Annotated in this window: 20 protein-coding genes; 16 read left to right on the top strand and 4 right to left on the bottom strand. The window is 39.3% G+C overall.

The genetic code is table 11. The features are described 5' to 3' along the window. Positions 1-296: 296 nt before the first annotated feature. Both FPK91_RS07560 and yaaA read left to right on the top strand, forming a co-directional pair. The gene (locus FPK91_RS07560) at positions 297-1,733 is read left to right on the top strand and encodes an alanine/glycine:cation symporter family protein (RefSeq protein ID WP_144210108.1); all 1,437 of its coding nucleotides are present in this window, start codon (positions 297-299) and stop codon (positions 1,731-1,733) included. 173 nt (positions 1,734-1,906) lie between these two features. After that, complete coding sequence (yaaA, locus tag FPK91_RS07555) at positions 1,907-2,686, top strand: peroxide stress protein YaaA (RefSeq protein WP_144210106.1); 780 nt, start codon at positions 1,907-1,909, stop codon at positions 2,684-2,686. Positions 2,687-2,790: 104 nt separating this feature from the next. On the opposite strand, the gene FPK91_RS07550 is transcribed toward yaaA, so the two are convergent. Beyond that, positions 2,791-4,227 (bottom strand): M20/M25/M40 family metallo-hydrolase, encoded by a 1,437-nt coding sequence (locus tag FPK91_RS07550; protein WP_144210104.1) that lies wholly within the window; start codon positions 4,225-4,227, stop codon positions 2,791-2,793. A gap of 135 nt (positions 4,228-4,362) precedes the next feature. Here FPK91_RS07550 and FPK91_RS07545 point away from each other — a divergent pair, with 135 nt between their 5' ends. Then, the gene (locus tag FPK91_RS07545) at positions 4,363-4,659 is read left to right on the top strand and encodes an ArsR/SmtB family transcription factor (RefSeq protein WP_144210102.1); all 297 of its coding nucleotides are present in this window, start codon (positions 4,363-4,365) and stop codon (positions 4,657-4,659) included. A 210-nt stretch (positions 4,660-4,869) separates the two neighbouring features. On the opposite strand, the gene rpsT is transcribed toward FPK91_RS07545, so the two are convergent. Beyond that, positions 4,870-5,136: a 30S ribosomal protein S20 gene (rpsT, locus tag FPK91_RS07540; RefSeq protein ID WP_144210100.1), complete on the bottom strand. Its 267-nt coding sequence runs from the start codon at positions 5,134-5,136 to the stop codon at positions 4,870-4,872. Between the two features lie 255 nt (positions 5,137-5,391). Between rpsT and murJ the strand changes: the two genes are divergently transcribed. The 12 genes from murJ to FPK91_RS07480 all read left to right on the top strand — a co-directional run bounded on the left by murJ (position 5,392) and on the right by FPK91_RS07480 (position 19,208). Further along, positions 5,392-6,951, top strand: a complete 1,560-nt coding sequence (murJ, locus tag FPK91_RS07535; RefSeq protein WP_144210098.1) for a murein biosynthesis integral membrane protein MurJ — start codon at positions 5,392-5,394, stop codon at positions 6,949-6,951. A 64-nt stretch (positions 6,952-7,015) separates the two neighbouring features. Further along, positions 7,016-7,951: a bifunctional riboflavin kinase/FAD synthetase gene (ribF, locus tag FPK91_RS07530; RefSeq protein WP_144210096.1), complete on the top strand. Its 936-nt coding sequence runs from the start codon at positions 7,016-7,018 to the stop codon at positions 7,949-7,951. A gap of 32 nt (positions 7,952-7,983) precedes the next feature. Further along, positions 7,984-10,806, top strand: a complete 2,823-nt coding sequence (gene ileS / locus FPK91_RS07525) for an isoleucine--tRNA ligase (RefSeq protein ID WP_144210095.1) — start codon at positions 7,984-7,986, stop codon at positions 10,804-10,806. A 12-nt stretch (positions 10,807-10,818) separates the two neighbouring features. Continuing rightward, positions 10,819-11,316: a signal peptidase II gene (gene lspA / locus FPK91_RS07520; RefSeq protein ID WP_144210093.1), complete on the top strand. Its 498-nt coding sequence runs from the start codon at positions 10,819-10,821 to the stop codon at positions 11,314-11,316. 49 nt (positions 11,317-11,365) lie between these two features. Next, positions 11,366-11,758 (top strand): FKBP-type peptidyl-prolyl cis-trans isomerase, encoded by a 393-nt coding sequence (fkpB, locus tag FPK91_RS07515; RefSeq protein WP_144214246.1) that lies wholly within the window; start codon positions 11,366-11,368, stop codon positions 11,756-11,758. Between the two features lie 31 nt (positions 11,759-11,789). Then, on the top strand, positions 11,790-12,719 hold the full coding sequence (gene ispH / locus FPK91_RS07510; RefSeq protein WP_193559196.1) for a 4-hydroxy-3-methylbut-2-enyl diphosphate reductase: 930 nt from the start codon (positions 11,790-11,792) through the stop codon (positions 12,717-12,719). Between the two features lie 244 nt (positions 12,720-12,963). After that, positions 12,964-13,512, top strand: coding sequence for a type IV pilus modification protein PilV (pilV, locus tag FPK91_RS07505; RefSeq protein ID WP_144210089.1), 549 nt, complete (start codon positions 12,964-12,966; stop codon positions 13,510-13,512). Between the two features lie 11 nt (positions 13,513-13,523). After that, complete coding sequence (locus FPK91_RS07500) at positions 13,524-14,489, top strand: PilW family protein (RefSeq protein ID WP_144210087.1); 966 nt, start codon at positions 13,524-13,526, stop codon at positions 14,487-14,489. 52 nt (positions 14,490-14,541) lie between these two features. Continuing rightward, on the top strand, positions 14,542-14,979 hold the full coding sequence (locus FPK91_RS07495) for a pilus assembly PilX family protein (protein WP_144214244.1): 438 nt from the start codon (positions 14,542-14,544) through the stop codon (positions 14,977-14,979). Positions 14,980-14,981: 2 nt separating this feature from the next. Next, positions 14,982-18,509: a pilus assembly protein gene (locus tag FPK91_RS07490; RefSeq protein ID WP_144210085.1), complete on the top strand. Its 3,528-nt coding sequence runs from the start codon at positions 14,982-14,984 to the stop codon at positions 18,507-18,509. Between the two features lie 4 nt (positions 18,510-18,513). After that, on the top strand, positions 18,514-18,909 hold the full coding sequence (locus FPK91_RS07485; RefSeq protein WP_144210083.1) for a type IV pilin protein: 396 nt from the start codon (positions 18,514-18,516) through the stop codon (positions 18,907-18,909). Continuing rightward, positions 18,906-19,208 (top strand): TapY2 family type IVa secretion system protein, encoded by a 303-nt coding sequence (locus tag FPK91_RS07480; RefSeq protein WP_144210081.1) that lies wholly within the window; start codon positions 18,906-18,908, stop codon positions 19,206-19,208. Before FPK91_RS07485 ends, FPK91_RS07480 begins: the two co-directional genes overlap by 4 nt. Before the next feature lie 189 nt (positions 19,209-19,397). Here the strand turns inward: FPK91_RS07480 and FPK91_RS07475 are convergent, their stop codons facing one another. Both FPK91_RS07475 and FPK91_RS07470 read right to left on the bottom strand, forming a co-directional pair. Next, the gene (locus FPK91_RS07475; RefSeq protein WP_144210079.1) at positions 19,398-19,922 is read right to left on the bottom strand and encodes a GspH/FimT family pseudopilin; all 525 of its coding nucleotides are present in this window, start codon (positions 19,920-19,922) and stop codon (positions 19,398-19,400) included. A 77-nt stretch (positions 19,923-19,999) separates the two neighbouring features. Next, on the bottom strand, positions 20,000-20,521 hold the full coding sequence (locus FPK91_RS07470; protein WP_319593231.1) for a GspH/FimT family pseudopilin: 522 nt from the start codon (positions 20,519-20,521) through the stop codon (positions 20,000-20,002). Positions 20,522-20,755: 234 nt separating this feature from the next. Here FPK91_RS07470 and FPK91_RS07465 point away from each other — a divergent pair, with 234 nt between their 5' ends. After that, positions 20,756-21,094: a P-II family nitrogen regulator gene (locus tag FPK91_RS07465; protein WP_144210077.1), complete on the top strand. Its 339-nt coding sequence runs from the start codon at positions 20,756-20,758 to the stop codon at positions 21,092-21,094. Positions 21,095-21,101: the final 7 nt, after the last annotated feature.

Here is a 21,101-nt window from a genome sequence, read left to right as displayed (position 1 = left end):
AAAAATTCGAGTGTGTTTGCAAAGTAAAAAAGCATCACAAAGTTTGCTAGGCTTTAATGGCTAAAGTCAGTAAAGTCAGTAAAGTTAACTTGAATACTACTAATATAATAATTAACTAATATATTCGCTCACCATATTTCAACTATATCTTTTAGACCGCTTCAAGCTGCCTAATGAAATTTTGATGGGTCAATTATAATAATTCGATAATTTTATTTTGTCTGAAACAACTGATTTGCTCAGACATATTTTCTACAAAATAAAGTTATTCCAAGGAATAGATTAAGCAAATGGTAATGTTAGAAACGATCGTAGATTTTATGAACAACTTACTGTGGGGCAAGTTGTTGGTATATGGACTTGTTGGCGCAGGTATCTTTTTCACTATTCGTCTTGGGTTTATTCAATTAACACAATTCGGACATGGTTTAAAATTGTTATCAATTAGCCGTCGCCCGGGCAAGCATGGTCTATCCTCTTTTCAAGTTTTTTGTACTAGTATGGCTGCTCGAGTCGGCGCTGGTAACATGGCCGGTGTTGCCGTCGCTATCGGCATGGCCGGTCCTGGCGCAGTATTCTGGATGTGGGCCATTGCAGTATTGGGTATGGCAACAGCCATGATTGAGTCCACCCTTGCTCAAGTCTACAAAGTGAAAGATGATGATGGCCAATACCGCGGCGGTCCTGCTTATTATATGGAGAAGGGTTTAGGTCAAAAATGGATGGGAATATTATTCTCTATCTTATTGATCATATGTTTCGGCTTAGTATTCAATGCGGTACAAGCAAATACCATTGCCGGAGCAATGACTGCAGTATTTGATTTTGATCCTATTTATGTCGCCATTATTATCACCATTTTAAGTGGTGTTGTTATTATGGGCGGCCTTAAAAAGGTAGCTCGTGTATCAGAAATTGTTGTACCAGTAATGGCATTAGCTTATATCGCTATTGCGTTAGTGGTTGTGCTGATGAACTTAGAAGAATTACCTGCAGTATTTATGCTGGTAATTAATAGTGCATTTGGCTGGCATGAAGCTGCTGGTGGCGCTGTGGCATATAGTATTGCTCAGGCTATGCAAGCAGGTATTGCTCGTGGCTTATTCTCAAACGAAGCGGGTATGGGTAGTGCAGCGAACATCGCAGCAAGTGCTTCACCTAACCCTAATCATCCTGCATCACAAGGTTACATACAAATGATGGGTGTATTCTTTGACACTATCGTTATTTGTACTGCTACTGCGGCAATTATTTTGCTTTCGGGTGATGCTGCTGGAAGTGGTGATGGCGTAGCGATGACGATTAATGCTTTAAATTCACATGTCGGCGATTGGGGCGGTGCATTCATTGCCTTTGCAATATTGTTATTCTGTTTTACATCAATTATTGCCAACTACTCATATGCAGAAACTAACGTGATGTTCCTTTCTGGTAATAAGAAAGCTGCACTGCCTATTTTCCGCTTAGTCGTTCTAGGAATGGTGATGTTTGGCGCGATGGCTAAAATCAATATTGTTTGGAATTTAGCTGATGTTTCTATGGGCTTAATGGCTCTTGTTAATATGGTTGCATTGCTGCTTTTATCTGGTTTAGCGGTTAGAGTGATTAATGATTATCGCCAGCAAGTTAAAGCAGGTGAAGAACCTGTTTTTGACCCATCTAAGTTCCCAGAACTTGAAGGGCAACTTGAAGGTGGAATTTGGGTTGGTAAGCAAGCCAAAGCTGAAAAGTAATGCTCAAATGAATTTGAATGCTTGTTAATATTTTAGACAATATTAGTACAATCTTAAAAAGCATTTAGTACAATCTAAAAAACCATGCAGTAATTGCATGGTTTTTTTTATGCAGCTCAGTATGATATGAGGCATTGAAATAGCATTCACAGTATAAAATAGGATAATTAGCCATGTTAGTATTAGTTTCTCCTGCCAAAACTCTTGATTTTGAAACGCCGGCTAAGACCAAGTCGTTTACTCAGTCGACCCTACTTGATCATAGTCAAAAGCTTATTGATGTTTGTCGTGAATTGACGCCGATGGACATAGCATCGTTGATGAAAGTGAGTGATAAAATTGCTGGTTTGAATGCGGCAAGATTTGCTGAGTGGCAGTCAGACTTTAATTTAGATAATGCCAAACAAGCTATGTTTGCTTTTAGAGGCGATGTTTATACGGGTCTTGATGCAGACTCAATGTCTGACAAAGAAATTAATAAAGCGCAAAAACATTTACGCATTTTGTCAGGTTTGTATGGATTACTAAAACCATTAGACTTAATGCAAGCTTATCGATTAGAGATGGGCACAAGTTTAGCTAATTCAGCTGGAAAAAACCTTTACGCATTTTGGGGCGAAACTGTCACGAATGAAATCAACCTAGCTGTCGCTGAACAAGCAAACGATATTGTGATTAACTTAGCTTCAAATGAATACTTTAAAGCGGTAAAACCAAAATTGTTAAAAGCGAACTTAATTACCCCAGTGTTTAAAGATTATAAAAATGGCCAATATAAGGTGATTAGCTTTTACGCTAAAAGAGCCCGTGGTTTAATGGCACGTTATATTATTCAGAACGATGTTAAATCATTAGCAGCTGTGCAGAAGTTTGATTTGGATGGGTACTATTATAGTGAAGACTTATCGACACCAGCAGCACCGGTATTTTTAAGAGAAGAGCAAATTAAGTAACCACTACAAGTTTCAGTTACATGTAACTGGTAAAAAATACTTAATAAAAAAGCAGCTAAGGTTTGAACTCCTTAACTGCTTTTTTGCGATAAAAGGCTGGTAGGTTATTGCTTATCAGTCTTTTTTGCTAAAGGGCGTAAATTGAGTTCGGATTGCGCCATGATGTATGCAAATTGAGCATAAGCAGCGACATTTTGAGCTAACGCGGTAGGGTCGATTTTATCTAAAGTGTCGTTAGGGGTGTGGTGATAATCAAAGTAATCAGTACCATCTTGTCTAAGTGAAGCAACTGGCACGCCCAATGAAGGCATCATAGACACGTCAGGACCACCTGTGGCTTTATTGTTACCTAACGTAACCCCATTGATGGTCATCGAGCTGTGTTCTGTTTTAACTTGCTCAAATACATTCGGGTTCACGTTAAAATCAATTTGATAAATTTCGCCTGCACCAAAGTCTGACTCAGCAGCAATGTAATGCAGCCCTAACTCATCAGCATGTTGCTTCGCATAAGATTTTGCCCCGACTATACCAACTTCTTCTGCTGCATATAGTACAACTCTTATTGTTCTTGCTGGTTTTTGAGGAAGGTCTTGAATCAGTTTTGCGGCAGCAGTAACAATGCCAACACCTGCGCCGTCATCTATTGCGCCAGTGCCTTCATCCCAAGAATCAAGGTGAGCACCGATAAGTACCACTTCATCAGGCTTACTACTGCCAGTGACTTCAGCAATAACATTATATGAAGTTGCGACACCTAAATTCTTTGACGATAGATTAAGCGATAAAGTAATGTCCTTATCTCTTTTTAACATTAAATTAATCATATCGGCATCAGGTGCTGATAACGCAGCAGCAGGTATCTTTTTTATTCCATCTTTGTAACGCATCATTCCAGTATGCGCCATACGGTCATGATCGGTTCCTATTGATCGAATAACGACTGCAACAGCCCCTTTCTCTGCTGCTGCGACTGCACCGCGTGAGCGTCCGCCAACAGACTGACCGTAACCTTTACCGCTAATGTGTCTTTCTGTCTTATGGTCAATGAAGGCAATCTTACCTTTTACTAACGCAGGATCTGCAGCTTGTAGAGCAGCAAGAGTATCAAAGCGAATTATAGTGGCTTGTATACCTGACTCAGGGGTTGCGACACTGCCACCAAGAGCTGAAATAACCAGAGGTTGCTCAAATGGTGAAATAATTGAAGCTTTAGCGTGTCCTCTTGACCATGCAGGAACTTGTACAGACTCTTTATAAACTTTATCAAAGCCTAAGCTGTTAAGTTTGCTCATTGCCCATTCAACAGCAATCAAATCTTTTTCTGAACCAGCTAATCGAGGACCGACTTCAACGGTTAAAGACTCGACAATGTCATAGCCAAGAGTTGAGGATAAGGCTTGATTTACAAGTTTTTGGCTAATAATGTCGTTTGATGATAATTCGGTTTGTGTTACTTGCGTGTCATTTGGTTGATTTTGACAACCTGAAATAGTGGCTAAAAGCATCCCAGCAAAAATTTGTTTATTATAGTTTTTCATGAGTTTCCTTCATTTTTATTAGCTAAGTCTCATTTTTAAAAACAATCTACCAAAAAGTGTGCTTCATGTCGCTGCCCCATTTGTTAGGGAAGGCTATATTAGCTTGGGAGATGACTTAGGAGAAACAGGCGAGTGATGAATATAGAACTGATGCAGCAGCGTGCAGATCATGCTGTCGTTATGCTGAAAGCACTGGCAAATGAACGTCGTTTGTTTATTTTGTGCCATTTGCTTAATGAAGGCGAGATGTGTGTAGGCGAGATGAATAAAAAACTTGGTTTAAGCCAATCTGCACTTTCGCAGCATTTAGCTTGGCTAAGAAAAGATAACCTCGTTTGTACACGTAAAGAAGCTCAAACGGTTTTTTACTCACTGAAAAGTGATGAAGTTAAAGAGTTAATAAAAGTGTTGGATAATTTATATTGCCATTAATGGTAATTAAGATAATTCCTGAGGCGCCTTAATAATCATCTTGCTGCTAATTTAGTATGCTGGGATATTGTTAAGGCGTTTTTTTATGTCTAGAAATGGGTAAATCGATGGGGAAGAGTTAACGTAAGGGATGGTTCTATCGCTGCGCTATAAATTTTAGACATAAAAAAACCGACCTAAGTCGGTTTTTTAAAATATAAATCACTAAAATTAAGCAGCTAGTGCTTTGATTTTTGCGTTTATGCGTGCCTTTTGACGAGCAGCTTTATTCTTGTGAATAATGCCTTTTGCTGCCAAACGATCAACAATTGGTTGTGCTGCTGCGAATGCTTCCGTAGCCGCTTTATGATCACCGCTCTGGATAGCAACGATAACTCTTTTAACGTATGTACGTAACATTGAACGACGACTAGCGTTATGCTGACGACGTTTTTCAGACTGAAGCGCGCGCTTCTTTGCAGACTTGCTATTAGCCAAGGTGCAACTCCTAAAACTGGGTTTAATACTTTGAGGGCGAGGAATATGCCTGCTTTTATTCATTTTGTCAATGAATATGGTAAAAAACTCGTCAAAAAGACAAATAAAATACCTTGCTTGGTTATCTTCAACCTCATTCGTGTAAGATGTGGCGCAATTCTATCAGTTCTTATAGCCCATAGACAGCATTAGAATTGAAAATTTGAGATATAGCAGAGTTATTTAAAACGCTAATGTGCAGCTTTGGAGCGACGTTTGAGTAAAAAGTTACTAAAATCAGGTGCCATAGTCAGTGTCATGACATTGGTTTCTCGTGTACTTGGCCTGATTAGAGATGTTGTAATTGCAAACCTAATGGGAGCGGGTAGCAGTGCCGATGTGTTCATTTTTGCTAATAAAATACCTAACTTCTTACGCCGATTGTTTGCTGAAGGTGCTTTTGCGCAGGCCTTTGTCCCCGTATTAACTGAATATCAGCAAAAGCATACCCCGGAAGAAACGCGAGAGTTGCTCGGTAAGGTTGCTGGTACTTTAGGCGGCATTGTTAGTGTCGTTACCTTAATTGGTGTTATCGGCTCTCCTCTTCTTGCTGCGTTATTTGCAGGTGGCTGGTTTTATGACTGGTTAAATGGTGGCCCTGACGGAGCCAAATTTGAGCTTGCTTCATTGATGTTAAAAATTACTTTTCCCTATCTGTGGTTTATTACATTAACGGCATTAGCGGGCTCCATTTTAAATACCCGTGGGAAATTTGCCGTTTCTGCTTTCACGCCGGTATTTCTCAATATCACCATTATTATTGCAGCGCTAGTCTTTGCTCCTAATATGGAACAACCCGAAATAGCACTCGCTTTAGGGGTGTTTTTTGGTGGTTTAGTGCAATTTTTGTTTCAAATTCCTTTTTTATTACGTGAAAATGCCTTAGTTAAACCTTCATGGGGCTGGAATCATAGCGGTGTGGTCAAAATTAGAACCTTGATGATCCCAGCATTATTTGGCGTGTCAGTCTCACAAATTAATTTATTGTTCGATACATTCATTGCATCGTTTTTAATGACAGGATCTATTAGTTGGCTGTATTACTCTGATCGCTTGCTTGAATTTCCATTAGGTTTATTTGGTATTGCCATTGCAACGGTGATTTTGCCTGCTTTATCCAGAAAGCACATTGATGATAAAGGCAGTGGCTTTAGCGACACCATGGATTGGGGGGTAAGGGCCATTCTATTACTGGGTATGCCCGCTATGCTGGGGCTCATTATTCTTGCTCAACCTATGCTAATGGTATTGTTTATGCGGGGAGCATTTACATTTTCTGATGTGGAAATGGCCTCTTATAGTTTAGTTGCTTACGGTTGTGGCTTGCTCAGCTTCATGATGATCAAAGTGTTAGCGCCCGGTTACTATTCCCGACAAGACACTAAAACACCTGTTAAGTACGGCATTATCGCTATGGTCAGTAATATGGTATTTAATATTATTTTTGCGATTCCCTTTGGCTATGTAGGGCTTGCTATCGCCACCTCTATGTCAGCTTTTCTTAATGCTGGATTGTTATACCGCGGTTTACATTTAGCTGGTGTGTACCGAGTTAATCGAGCCACGGTAACCTTTTTCATTAAGGTGACAATTGCCACAGCAGTGATGGTTTTGATATTGCTTTATTTACTACCTGAACAAACTGCGTGGCTGGATATGAGCATGATGGCAAAAGTTTATAACCTTTCAGAACTGATTGTTTTAGGAGCAAGTGGTTATTTATTGAGCCTAATCGTGATGGGACTAAAACCTTGGAAAATGAAACGTCAATCATGAATGCTGATTATCCATTCTATCTAGTATATAATCAGCCGATTTACAGTAGCAGTTGTTTGGCGTAATGGAACTAATTCGCGGTATACACAATATATTACCTTCGCATCATGGATGCGTGCTCACTATTGGTAACTTTGATGGTGTGCATCGTGGTCATGCGCAAGTGATTAATAATTTAGTTAATAAAGCTAAACATTTTCAGCTACCTGCTGTAGTTATGACGTTTGAACCACAGCCGCAAGAGTTATTTCGCCAACAAGATGCCCCAGCAAGAATTAGCTTATTAAGAGATAAAATTAGTTTACTAGAAGAGCTCAATATTGATCGTCTTCTGTGTGCTAATTTTAATACTCGTTTTGCTAATCAACCCGCGGAACAATTTATTGAAGATTTACTGGTCAATAAATTGGGCGTCAAATACTTGGTGGTGGGCGATGATTTTTGTTTCGGCAAGAATAGAACTGGCACATTTAAGATGTTGGTTGAAGCAGGTAAAAAGTTTGGTTTTACTGTGGTTAGTACTCAAAGCTTCATCTTAGGTTCAACCAGAGTAAGCTCCACTGCTGTTAGAGAACAATTAGCTTTAGGTAATCTAGAGCAAGCAAGAAGGCTGCTTGGGCACCCTGTGTTATTAACAGGAAAAGTCGCTCATGGGCAAAAAATAGGACGAACCATTGGTTTCCCTACTGCGAACATTGCATTAAAACGTAAAGTGTCACCAGTAAGAGGTGTTTTTGCGGTAAAAATGTACTGGGATGGTAGTGATATTTATGAAGGCGTTGCCAACGTTGGTTTTAGGCCAACGGTAGATGGGCAAATTTGCCAGTTAGAAGTGCACTTATTTGATTTTTCTGGTGACTTGTACACTAAAAGAGTTGAAGTTGAATTAGTGGCTAAAATCCGTGATGAACATCCGTTCGAATCATTGGATGCGTTAAAAAAACAAATTTTGAATGATGTAAATGAAGCAAAAGCTTTATTTAGCAATGATGCAGGCTGAAATTAATCAGTCCAAATAATGGTATAGGATCAATGACCGACTATAAATCTACTTTGAATTTGCCGGAAACAGATTTTCCGATGCGCGGTAACTTGGCTAATCGTGAGCCAGCTATGTTAGACCGTTGGACTCAAGACGAACTTTATCAAAAAATTCGTGACAGTCGAATTGGTCGCAAACCGTTTATTTTGCATGATGGTCCTCCGTATGCGAACGGCAATATCCATATTGGTCACTCAGTAAATAAAATCTTAAAAGATATCATTGTTAAATCTAAAACAATGGCTGGTTTTGATGCGCCTTATATTCCTGGTTGGGATTGTCACGGCCTACCAATCGAATTGATGGTAGAAAAGAAAGTTGGCAAACCGGGGCAAAAGATCTCTGCTGCTGAATTTCGTGAAGAATGCCGTAAATACGCTGCTAAACAAGTTGATGGTCAACGTGAAGACTTTATACGTTTAGGTGTATTTGGCGATTGGCATAATCCTTATTTAACGATGGATTACAGCACTGAAGCTAATATCGTGCGTTCTTTATCTAAAGTTATTGAAAGTGGTCACTTACACAAAGGTGTTAAGCCTGTTCATTGGTGTACAGATTGTGGTTCAGCATTAGCCGAAGCAGAAGTTGAATACGAAGATAAAAAGTCACCTGCTATTGATGTGGCATTTGATGCTGTTGATACTAGTGCGGTTGCAGCTAAATTTGGCGTTGAAGGCTATACAAAAACTATTTCAGCTGTCATTTGGACCACGACGCCTTGGACTATTCCTGCTAACCGTGCGCTTTCATTAAGCCCAGATCTTGATTACAGCCTTGTTGAGTTTGTAAAAGAAGGTGTGACTAAAACACTTATTCTAGCTGAAGTGTTAGTTGAGACTTGTTTAACTCGTTATGAAGCAGAATCACATACGGTAATAGGCACGACGAAAGGTGCTGAACTTGAGTTAATGCGTTTCAAACACCCTCTTTCAGCGTTTGACGTGCCAGCTATTCTTGGTGACCACGTAACAACTGATGCAGGTACTGGTGTGGTTCATACTGCACCTGGCCATGGTCAAGACGATTTCATTGTCGGTTTAAAATATGGTTTAGAAGTGGCGAACCCTGTTGGAGACAATGGCGTTTATAAGGCAGATACTGAGTTTTTTGCTGGTCAGCACGTATTTAAAGCTAACAAGAGCGTTGTAGATTTATTAGAAGAGAAAGGTCAGTTATTGTGCCATGTGGCGTATCTTCATAGCTATCCACATTGCTGGAGACACAAAACTCCGATCATCTTCCGTGCAACACCACAGTGGTTTATCTCAATGGATAACCATGGCTTGCGTAAGCAAGCTCTGAAAGAAATCGAACAAACTAAATGGATCCCTGAATGGGGCCAAAGCCGTATTGAAAAAATGGTTGAGAATCGTCCAGACTGGTGTATTTCACGCCAACGTACTTGGGGCGTTCCAATTACTTTATTGGTGAATCGTGAAACTGAAGAGTTGCATCCGGATAGTGTTTCTATCATGGAACGCGTTGCTAACCGTATCGAGCAACAAGGTATTCAAGCTTGGTGGGATCTTGAGATCAGTGAGCTAATCGGCGATGAAGCTGATCAATACCGTAAAGTGACCGATACTTTAGATGTTTGGTATGACTCAGGCTCTACTTTCTCTTCAGTTGTTGCATCGCGCCCTGAATTTAAAGGCCATGAAGTCGATTTATACCTTGAAGGCAGTGATCAACATCGTGGTTGGTTCATGTCATCATTAATGATTTCAACAGCAATGAACGGCAAAGCACCTTACAAGCAAGTGCTTACACACGGTTTCACCGTTGACGGTAAAGGCCGTAAAATGTCGAAATCAGTGGGTAACGTTATTGCACCGCTTCAGGTGATTAACAAACTGGGTGCTGATATCTTGCGTTTATGGGTTGCTGCAACTGATTACAGTGGTGAGATGACGGTTTCTGATGAAATCTTAAATCGCAGTGCAGATTCATACCGCCGCATTCGTAACACCGCTCGATTCTTATTAGCTAACTTGAATGGCTTTAATCCTGCAACGGATATGATTGCCACTGAAGATATGGTGTCGCTAGATCGTTGGGTTGTGCGCCGCGCAGCAGCATTACAAGAAGAGATTATTGAAGCTTACGAGCAGTATAATTTCCACTTAGTAACCCAAAAGTTAATGCAATTCTGTTCAGTTGAACTAGGAAGCTTCTACTTAGATATCATCAAAGATCGCCAGTATACGGCTAAATCTGATGGCCATGCTCGTCGTAGCTGTCAAACTGCCTTGTATCACATTGTTGAAGCAATGGTACGTTGGGTCGCGCCAATCTTAAGCTTTACTGCTGATGAAATCTGGAATCTACTTCCTGGTGAACGTGAAGAATATGTGTTTACTCAAGAGTGGTACCAAGGTCTAGAGTCAGTGACTTTAGAATCTGACTTAAATGATGAATACTGGCAGCAATTATTAGCTGTTCGTAACGAAGTCAATAAAGTACTTGAACAAGCTCGTCGCGATAAGCGTATTGGTGGTTCATTGCAAGCTGATGTAACGCTATATGCAAATGATGATTTAGCGGCAAAACTGGCGCAAGTAAATGATGAGTTACGTTTTGTATTGTTAACATCTAAAGCGCTTGTTGCACCATTAAGTGATGCTCCAGCTGACGCAATTGAAACTGAATTAGCATCTTTAAAACTTGTTGTCGCAACAAGTGAAGCTGAGAAGTGTGAGCGTTGCTGGCACTACAGTGAAGATGTGGGCACTATCGAGTCTCATACGACATTATGTGGACGTTGCGTGACTAACATTGAAGGCGATGGCGAACATCGCGACTTTGCATAAAGGACTAACTTAATGCCACTGACTTGGAAAGAAAGCGGCATTCGTTGGTATTGGGTAGCTGTATTGGTGTTTGTTGCCGATCAGCTGTCTAAGCAATGGGTGTTAGCCAATTTTGAGCTGTATGAGTCAGTACAGCTTTTACCCATCTTTAATTTTACTTATGTACGTAACTACGGTGCAGCATTTAGCTTTTTAAGTGAAGCTGGTGGCTGGCAGCGCTGGTTATTTACCATTATTGCTATCGGTTTTAGTACATTACTTACCGTTTGGCTACGTAAACAGTCATCATCATTATGGCGAACTAACCTTGCTTACACGCTAATTATTGGCGGTGCTATTGGTAATTTAGTTGATCGCTTGATGCATGGGTACGTAGTCGATTTTATCGATTTTTATTGGAAGACAAGCCATTATCCTGCGTTTAATATAGCTGATGCAGGTATTTTTATTGGTGCTGCACTGATTATTTGGGAATCATTTAAACCTGAAACTCAACCGACAGAAAGTTAGGGAGTCTATTTTGTCTGAGCAAGATCTTACACGTTCTATTTTGTGTCATATGAATATCGTCTTAGAAGATGGTTCAACTGCTGAAAGCACTAAAGCAACAGGGAAACCTGCGCGTTTCAATGTTGGAGACGACAGTCTTAGCCCTGCATTTGAATCTGAAATATCAAATTTGAATCAAGGTGATAAACATAGTTTTACTTTAGCGGCCATTGATACTTTCGGTGAGTCTAATCCTGATGCTGTTCATCACATGGATAGAAGTAAGTTTCCTGCTGATATGGAATTAGAACCGGGTGTTATTGTCAGTTTCGGTGGCCCTAGTGGCAGCGAAATTCCAGGCATGGTTCGTGAGGTTGTTGGCGATTCAGTCACAATTGACTTGAATCACCCCTTGGCGGGTCAAACGTTAACTTTCGAACTCGAAGTGGTAGAGGTACTTTAATATGCTTAAAGTGGATCCTACTTCACCAGAGTTGAATATCTTATTGGCTAACCCTCGGGGTTTTTGTGCTGGTGTTGACCGAGCCATTAGTATTGTAGAGCGCGCTTTAGAATTATTTGAACCACCAATATATGTTCGACATGAAGTGGTTCATAATCGGTATGTGGTTCAAAATCTCAAAGATCGCGGTGCTATATTTGTTGATGAATTAGAGCAAGTACCGGATAACTCTATTGTTATTTTTAGTGCCCATGGTGTGTCTCAAGCAGTACGAAAAGAAGCAAAAAATCGAGGGTTAAAAGTGTTCGATGCAACATGCCCTCTAGTGACTAAGGTTCATCTTCAAGTTACTAGGGCTAGTCGTAAGGCAGTAGAATGCATTTTAATTGGGCATGAAGGCCATCCCGAAGTTGAAGGCACTATGGGTCAATACGATAATCCTGAAGGTGGGGTCTATCTTGTTGAGTCCCCTGAAAGCGTAGCTTCTTTGCAAGTTAAAAACCCTGAAAACTTGTGTTTTGTTACCCAAACAACACTTTCAGTTGATGATACTTTAGATGTTATTGCTGCACTGCAGAAGCGTTTTCCTTCTATTGAAGGTCCGCGTAAAGATGATATTTGTTATGCAACTCAAAATCGTCAAGACGCCGTTCGGAATATGTCTTCAGATGCAGACTTAATGATTGTTGTTGGTTCTAAGAATAGCTCTAACTCGAATCGTCTCCGTGAACTTGCTGAAAAATCCGGAACTGAAGCTTACTTAGTTGATACCGCTGCAGATGTTGATGAAGCTTGGTTTAAAGACGTAAAAAAAGTAGCAGTTACTGCAGGAGCATCAGCCCCAGAAGTATTAGTTCAACAAGTTGTTGATGCTATAGCCAAATTTGAACCTTCAATGATTACAGAAGTTGAAGGACGTAAAGAGGATACCGTATTCGCAGTACCTGCAGAATTACGATAACTCTTTAACTTTTTGAAAAAACCGTAAGCCTGAAAGGTTTACGGTTTTTTTATGTCTGCAACTATTGGTCTATACTTAGGAGATCGCTAAAATTAATAAATGCTATACAATAAGGTATCAATTTAGTTACATCTTGCTCGACTAATAATAAACAGTATAGTATTTTGTATCCAAGTTTCAGATTTATAAAGAAAATTAATTTTATTTTGTCAATATCTTGGCAAAAAATGGAGGTTTGACACTCATGCTAGCTAAGAGGAATGGATTTTCCTTAATAGAAGTAATGGTTTCTCTGGTGATTCTGACTGTCGGGTTAATTGGTGTTTTTAATTTGCATATTATTTCCAAGCAAGGAAGTTATGAATCGTTTCAGCAAACACAAGCTTCTTATTTTGCAAATGACATAATAAATAGAATGAGAATGAACCGATCTGAACTTACAAATTATCAAGGTTCTTATTCTGGAACTACTTCAGCACCAGCCAAGGCATGTGATGTGATTGTTGGCGGTAATAGTACCTGCTCTAGTGTCGAAACTAGACTATGGGATCTTTATCAATGGGAAAGGATGTTCCAAGGGGATAATGAAAAATCTTCAGGCACTAATGTTGGAGGTTTAGATTCTTCCGTTGCTTGTGTTGATATAAATGGACGCGATGTGACAGTAGTGATGACATGGCGTGGAGTCAGAGCTTCTTCTGATGGCTTATCTGAAGGCAGTACATTTGCAAAGAATTGTGGTACTTCAAGTGATAGACGTCGTGCTTTGGTTATTGAAACGGCAATTATATAAGGTACTAAATAATGCCAATTAAGATAAAGCTACAAGCTGGATTGTCGCTTGTAGAACTAATGGTTACCATGATTATCAGCTTATTTCTGACTGTTGGAATTTTTACAATGTTCAACATGACATCAGCTAACGTAACTACCACCAGTCAATTTAATCAATTACAAGAAAGTGGACGCATAGCATTAGCTATTCTCGAGCGTGACCTTAGTCAATTAGGATTTACAGCAGATATTACAGGGACTGACTTAAATAGTATTAATACGAGAGTATCAGCGACAGCAGTTACTAATGATTGTATTGGCGCTGGTGCAAATAACGCAACCTTCCCAAATACACAACCTGCGCATTTTCGTCGACTTTGGGGTTATGAAGCGGGTGTCAGTGCAGCAAGTTTGGCTTGTATTACACCTAAATCCAATACTGATGTTGTTCAACTAAAGCGTTTACTTGGGCCTTCTGTTTTAGCTGGCGGAATGAATTCAACTCGATATCACGCTGCTTCGACTTCTGATGAGATAGAATTTTTTAATGGTAATGTTGCTCCACCTTCATTACTAAATAGTCGGATATGGGAATATCAACACCATGTTTATTACATCGAAGATGATGCAAGTATTCCAATTTTAAAACGACGTACTCTTTCAATTGCTAACGGCATGAATAACGATGAACAGTTAGTTGAAGGCATTGAAAACATGCGCATCCTATATGGGTTTGATAGTAACGGTGATGATACCGCTGACAGCTATATGCCAGCACAAAATGTGACAACATTGATGTGGGATAACGCATTCTTTCAACGTTTAGTGTCATTAAGAGTGTTTTTGCTTGTTCGTACGGCTAAAGAAGATAGTAAATATACCAATGATGTAACCTACAAATTGGGTGATAAATCAATTGGACCACTGAATGATAACTTTCGTAGGAAAGTGGTCTCAACAACTATTGTCCTTGAGAATCCTGTATTAATTCGTTAATAAGAGCTAAAGCTAAAATACTTAATGTATAGGTGGAAACATGCAACATTCAATAAGAAAGCAACAAGGGGTAGTACTATTTTTTTCACTTATAGTACTAGTTATCATGACTGTAATTGGAGTCGCTCTAGCAGTTAATTCTACGCAATCTTTACGAATGTCAGGAGCGGGTTCAGAACGCATTGAAGCAATGATTTCAGCTCAAGGTGCGCAAGAAAAAATGATTGCCGACAATAGCGGCTCCACGATGTCAAATATGGTTGCTGTAACAGTTATGAATGATGCTGAATTAGGTGTGGTAAATACAGTGTCACCAATGATCTTGGGGGTTGGCGATGTAGATTGTCAACGCCCAGAGAAAGCTACCTCAGGTGATTCGATTAAATGTAAACGTCTTGAAGTATCCAGTTCAGCAAATTTTGGCCGAAGTAACCTCGGTCAAGTCACAATCGTCTTAGGGTTTGAGCAAGAAGTGTTGTCAGGGAGTTAACAATGACGAAATTTATACTAAGTACATTATTCTTTGCCGTTATTTTCACTAGCGCAAATAGTTTTGCCGATGACACTGAATTATATGTTTTTGAATCAACGGCGCGTTCAGGTTCAAGGCCTCAAGTATTAATTATTTTTGATACTTCAGGAAGTATGGGAACTAATTTTACCACAGATGTTCCTTATGTTCGTGGTGACGAAAATGTGAGTAATAGTGGTTCCTTGTTGGCATCGACTAAACTGTTCTTCACTCGGAGCAGTAGTGATATTCCAACCGCTTCAAGTGACCAATATTTTTTGCATGGAGTAAATGGTTGTGATGTTGGTGAGAAATATTTAGAAGATTATGGCATGTTCACTGGATATGTTCGTGAACATAAATATATAGGTGAAAACGGCACATGGTCAGAATTGCCATTAACTGATGGCTCAGGCATTCAACAAGTTGATTGTTATGAAGATATTGCAGAAGGTGTTTATTACAATAATAATACCAATTTTTGGGGGTTCCCTGTTGATGGTTTAGGTACGAGTGCTGATCCTATTAGGTATACCGCAGCAAATAACTCTTCAACATCGAACGATCTTGCAACAGCAATTGAAAAAGCTAAACTAACCAATTTTGGTATAGGGCAACCAATTACTTTATATACCGAAAAGTATGTAAATTGGTATCACAGTACGAAATCACAACAAAGTTACTCTAGAATGGACATCGCCCAACGAGTTATTGAAGATACTATTGTGACTACACCTGGGGTCGATTTTGGTTTATCTGTATTCAACAGAAATGATTCAGATGGTACGAGAAGTGGTGGTCGTATTGTTTATGGTATTTCTCAAACAACTGAAGCGTCAAAGGGGACGTTGCTTACAACTATTGGCGATTTAAATGCTAATGGTTACACGCCTCTTTGTGAAAACTTATACGAAGCTTACAGGTATTTTGCAGGTAAGAGCGTTTGGTTCGGTGATGATGATCCAAATAGAACACCATTACGGGATACGAGTATTGAAACGGGAGGAAGTTATGACTCTCCTTTTGTTGGGAAGCAATGTCAAGATAAAGCCTATGTCATTTATGTTACAGATGGTGAACCGACTAGAGATAACAACGCTGATACCCAAGTCCTTGCTTTAGATGGCGTAACTACTGCTGATAAATATTCAGGAAATTACCTTCCAGCACTTGCAGGTTGGATAAGTGAAAATGACGTAAATACCAGTTTAGATGGTACACAAACTGTTAATACTTTTACTATTGGGTTTAGCTCTGGAGCAGCAAGTGCTGCACCGATATTAAAAGAAACAGCTTTACGCGGCAACGGCGCTTACTATTCAGCTAAGGATGCTCAAAAACTACAAGAAGCATTACAGGCTATTTTTTCAAGTATCTTAGAAACTAATTCTAGTTTCACATCTCCTTCGATTTCAAGTAATAATTTCGATAGAACCCAAACATTAGATTCTGTTTACTACGCAATGTTTTTACCTAATAAAGGACCTCGTTGGTTTGGAAATCTCAAAAAGTTTAAAGTAACTGGTTCTGGTGACGTAGTTGACCAAGATGGAAATAATGCAATTGGTGAAGATGGTAATCTTAAATCTTCAGCTTGCTCCTATTGGACTGCAAAAACGGTATGTGAAGCAACGAGTGGTGGTGGTGATGGTAATGATGTTGCCATTGGTGGCGCAGCGTTAATGTTGCAAGGTATTACAAACAGAACTTTATACGGAAATTTTGGTTCTACTGGAGGATTAGAGGCATTTACCAAATCGAACGCAAGCAACAGCCCAGGAATATCTGGTGATTCAGAACTTGCTTTGTTTATGGGGGTTGATGAAACTGAACTGACTAAATTATTTGATTGGGCAAAAGGTATTGATGTCGATGATGAGAACAGTAACAATTCAACGACAGATAAACGTACTGATATCATGGGCGATCCACTTCATTCTAAGCCTCTAGCTATCAACTATGGTACAGATGGCTCCCCCGATGTAAGAGTAATTCTTGGTACTAACCATGGTTTTTTACACATGTTTAAAGATAAAGGTGATTCAGTTGAGGAAAGCTGGGCGTTTATGCCTCAGGAATTACTGCCAAATTTAAGAGAACTAAGAGCCAATGTGCCAACAGGTATCCATTCAGTTTATGGTATGGATAGCTCACCAGTAGCATATGTTAAGCGAACGGCGAGTGGTGCTATTGAAAGGGCTTGGTTGTATGTCGGGATGCGTCGAGGTGGTAAGTCTTATTATGCTCTTGATATTACAAACCCTGATGCGCCTACTTTCCTCTGGAAAGTAGATCCTGACTCTCAAGGGATGTCTGAGATGGGGCAATCTTGGTCTGAGCCAGTTATTACTTATGTACCTGGATTTCCTTCTGGCAATACTTCATCTGACACCGCATTACCGGTCGCTATAATTGGTGGAGGTTATAACCCATCGACGAAAGACGGTGATGGGGTTGGTAGTGATGATACTAATGGTCGTAGTGTTTATATTTTAAATGCTGAAACAGGTGCCTTGGTACATCATTTTGGCAGTGAAGCTGGTAATAATAAAACTAACCTTAATGGGATAGTGGATAGTATTCCAAATAGAATTGCTGTACTTGATAGTAATAATGACAGACTGACAGATCGATTGTATGCAACTGATACAGGAGCAAATGTCTGGAGAATAGATTTACCGGGTGGCTCACCTGATGATTCGACATCTCCATGGACAGCACATAAATTTGCTGACTTAGGTGGTTCATCTCAAAGTAATGACAGGCGTTTTTTTGCGGAGCCTGCTGTTGCAAAAACAGTGTTTACTAATGTTTCTGATGTAACAGTGACGACCCCTGGAGGTACCAGTAATACTATTCGCTCCTATCAAAATGTGCCTTATGATGCGGTTACTGTCGGTACTGGCCATAGACCACACCCGCTAGATACGTCTCGGTCTGATAAGTTCTTTGTTTTACAAGATAGGAATGTGATAACTAAATCATTCACTGGAGTGACAGGTAGTGAAGTCCCTGATGCTTTAGATTTATCAAATTTATATGATGTATCCAGTACAGCCCCTTCTACAGAAGATGAAAATATTGAATTTGGCAAAAAGCGAGGTTGGTACTATAGCTTTGGCGGTGTAGGGGAGAAAAGTTTGTCTGCGTCCACAATAGTGAGGGGACGAGTTTTCTTCACTTCTTATGTACCAGGGGTAGCTTCGTCTGCTAGTCAGTGCCTAGTTAGTGGTAAAGGGCGTTTATATGGCTTTGATTTACATAAAGGCACTCGTTCTTATACCCAAGAATATTTAGAAATGGGCGACAGAGTACCCGATACACCACAGCTAGTTGTCCCACCAAATGGAGACGATGAAAGTTATATGTATCTAATTGGTATTGGCGCTGCTGGCGATGATATGGATAAAGCTGATGATCCCAGTGATGATGGCTGTCCACCAGGTGATGATAAATGTATCGGTGGCGGTTTAGGTGTGAATAAAATTTATTATCATATAGATGAGTAAGTTGATGACAAAGAATAATGGTTTTACTTTAATTGAGCTCATGATAGCTGTTGTTATTGTGGGGATCTTGTCTTCTATTGCTTACCCTAGTTACACTCAATTTGTAGCTAAAGCTGCAAGAGCAGATGGTTTGGCGGGATTAATGGATGTTGCAAACAGGCAAGAGCAATATTATTTAGATAATCGAAAATATACAGCAGACATGACCAAGTTAGGTTTAAGCGCAGATCCTTGGGTTGTCGATAATCAATATTATTCAATTGATGCAGTTGTTGTTAATAACACCGATTTTACGTTAACAGCATCGGCCAAAGGAACACAGGTTACAAGAGATCCAAGTTGTATTTCTATAACATTAAATTCAACCGGTACAAAATTACCACAGGAGTGTTGGAAATGATTCGGTTAATTATCTGTTTTTTTTGTGTTTTACTTAGTTCAGCTATTATTGCAGAAGAGCAAGAAACAACCAGTACGTATAAATGTTATATAGAAACTAGCTATGGTAATGATTTAGCCTTGTTTACTTGGTTTCCAAGTAAACAAGTACAGGCACAAGCATCTATTTTGACACAAAAAGTCAGTACAGTTTCAGGAAAACGAGCAGTCGTTAGAGGAATTGAGCAATGTGTGTTAACTGATGCAGTATTCAAATCCAAAGATGCACAAAAACTGGATGAAGAGATCAGTTCTTATTAAGTTGTGCTTATGTATGAGAGTTGATAGAAAAAGAATTTAAGTGTTATGGCTTTAAATCATAGAAACATTTACCTTTCCCACATTCTGTGGGTAAAGGTAAATTTAAAGGAGTTCGCATTATTGTTAGTTTATTTTCCCATGAGTGAGAGGGCATTTTTTTGATCAATTAATATCAGTCCATCAAACCATTTACTGACAACTAACAGAGGTTTCTATGGTGGATATTCTTCCAGATACTCCAATTGTAAACCCTTTAGAATCAGGATTAGTTTTATCGCCTGGGCAGTATATGATATTGCCTGTTTGACTGAGGTTCATTAGGCCGTCTGCATTAAATGTATATCGAGTTAATGATGAAGTGATAAAATCATTGCTGTCAAAGCTATCAACAGTTCTTAGTACAGTATCTTGAATTCCGTTAGTACTATCCAACGAACCTAGAGCACCATTATCAATAAAAACACTGAAACCATTGGTCCAATCTGAATCACAACTTGTTCCGTTGAACGGGCATATTGATACTCTACTGCCATAACTGACTGCTTGGCTACGGGCAAATTGGATACTTGAATTAATTTTACTGATGTTACTGTTAGCCCTTTGCCCCTCATATAGAGAAACTAATGAGGGAACACCGACTGTGAGTAATATTGCTGCAATTGCCACGGTAACCATCAATTCAACAAGCGTAAACCCTTTTAAATCATGTTTCATTTTTATTATCCTTGATAATGTTATATCAGTATAACCAAGACGATAAATAAAATCAGTTAAATGTTAAAGGTTGGTTTTTATGGTTTGCAGGTAATAAGCTTTTTTGTTGAGTATCTAACCTTGCCGGCTTGATTTACAATTAGCGCTTTCGAGAATGGGTTGTCTATTGACTCTGGGCAATATGTTAACGTTCCATTAGTTCCAGAGGCCAAACCATCTGGTTGATATCGAAGTGCAAGTCTATTGTATTGAATTATGTCTTCTTCATGAAACTGACTCACTTCAAGCATAACGACATCATTTTCATTAAGTTGATTAATTGTTTTTGAGTCAGTAAAAACTGAAAACCCTTGATTCCACTTCCCACCACATTTACCGTCAACAAGAGGGCATACCGTGACTCTAGTTCCGTAATTAATTGCTACATTTCGTGCGAACAGCATCGATTGTTGAATAGTTCGAAGGTTGCTATCAACCCTGAATTGTTGTTGCAAAGATTTAAATGAGGGAAATGCAATTACTGAGAGCAAACCGAATATTGTAATAGAGGTCATTAATTCGACTAAATTAAAGCCACGGCGATAATATTGAATATTCATAATCTAACAATCCTTGTTAATTAAATGCCGCATCCTGCAGCGCATATAGAGTATAGACAGGGATTGACTTATTGCACGAAAAGCACGTTTTATAATTAGCGTAAAATAGCTACAGAAAACTACAGCTCTTTAGCGTAGTATAATAAATAGTATTGTATTTTAACGATATAGCTTAAAATTTATGTAATAGTAAATTAGCTTATATAACGTGTTGCCTGTGAATGGAGTGAGTAAATGAAAAAAGTAGAAGCCATTATTAAACCATTTAAACTTGATGATGTGCGCGAGTCACTTGCGGAAATTGGCATTACAGGTATGACTGTGTCAGAGGTTAAAGGCTTTGGTCGTCAAAAGGGTCACACAGAATTGTATCGTGGCGCTGAATATATGGTTGATTTCTTGCCTAAAGTTAAAATCGAACTTGTTATTCAGGACGAACAATTGGATCAAGCAATTGAGGTTATTGTGGATACAGCTAGAACCGGTAAAATTGGTGATGGCAAGATCTTTGTAACTGATGTTGAGCGTGTTATTCGTATCCGTACTGGCGAAGAAAACGAAGAAGCAGTTTAATTTTAGA

Source organism: Shewanella donghaensis (genome assembly GCF_007567505.1).
Classification (GTDB): domain Bacteria; phylum Pseudomonadota; class Gammaproteobacteria; order Enterobacterales; family Shewanellaceae; genus Shewanella; species Shewanella donghaensis.
Note: the sequence above shows the minus strand (reverse complement) of the source record. Positions and strands in the feature narration are given on the sequence as shown.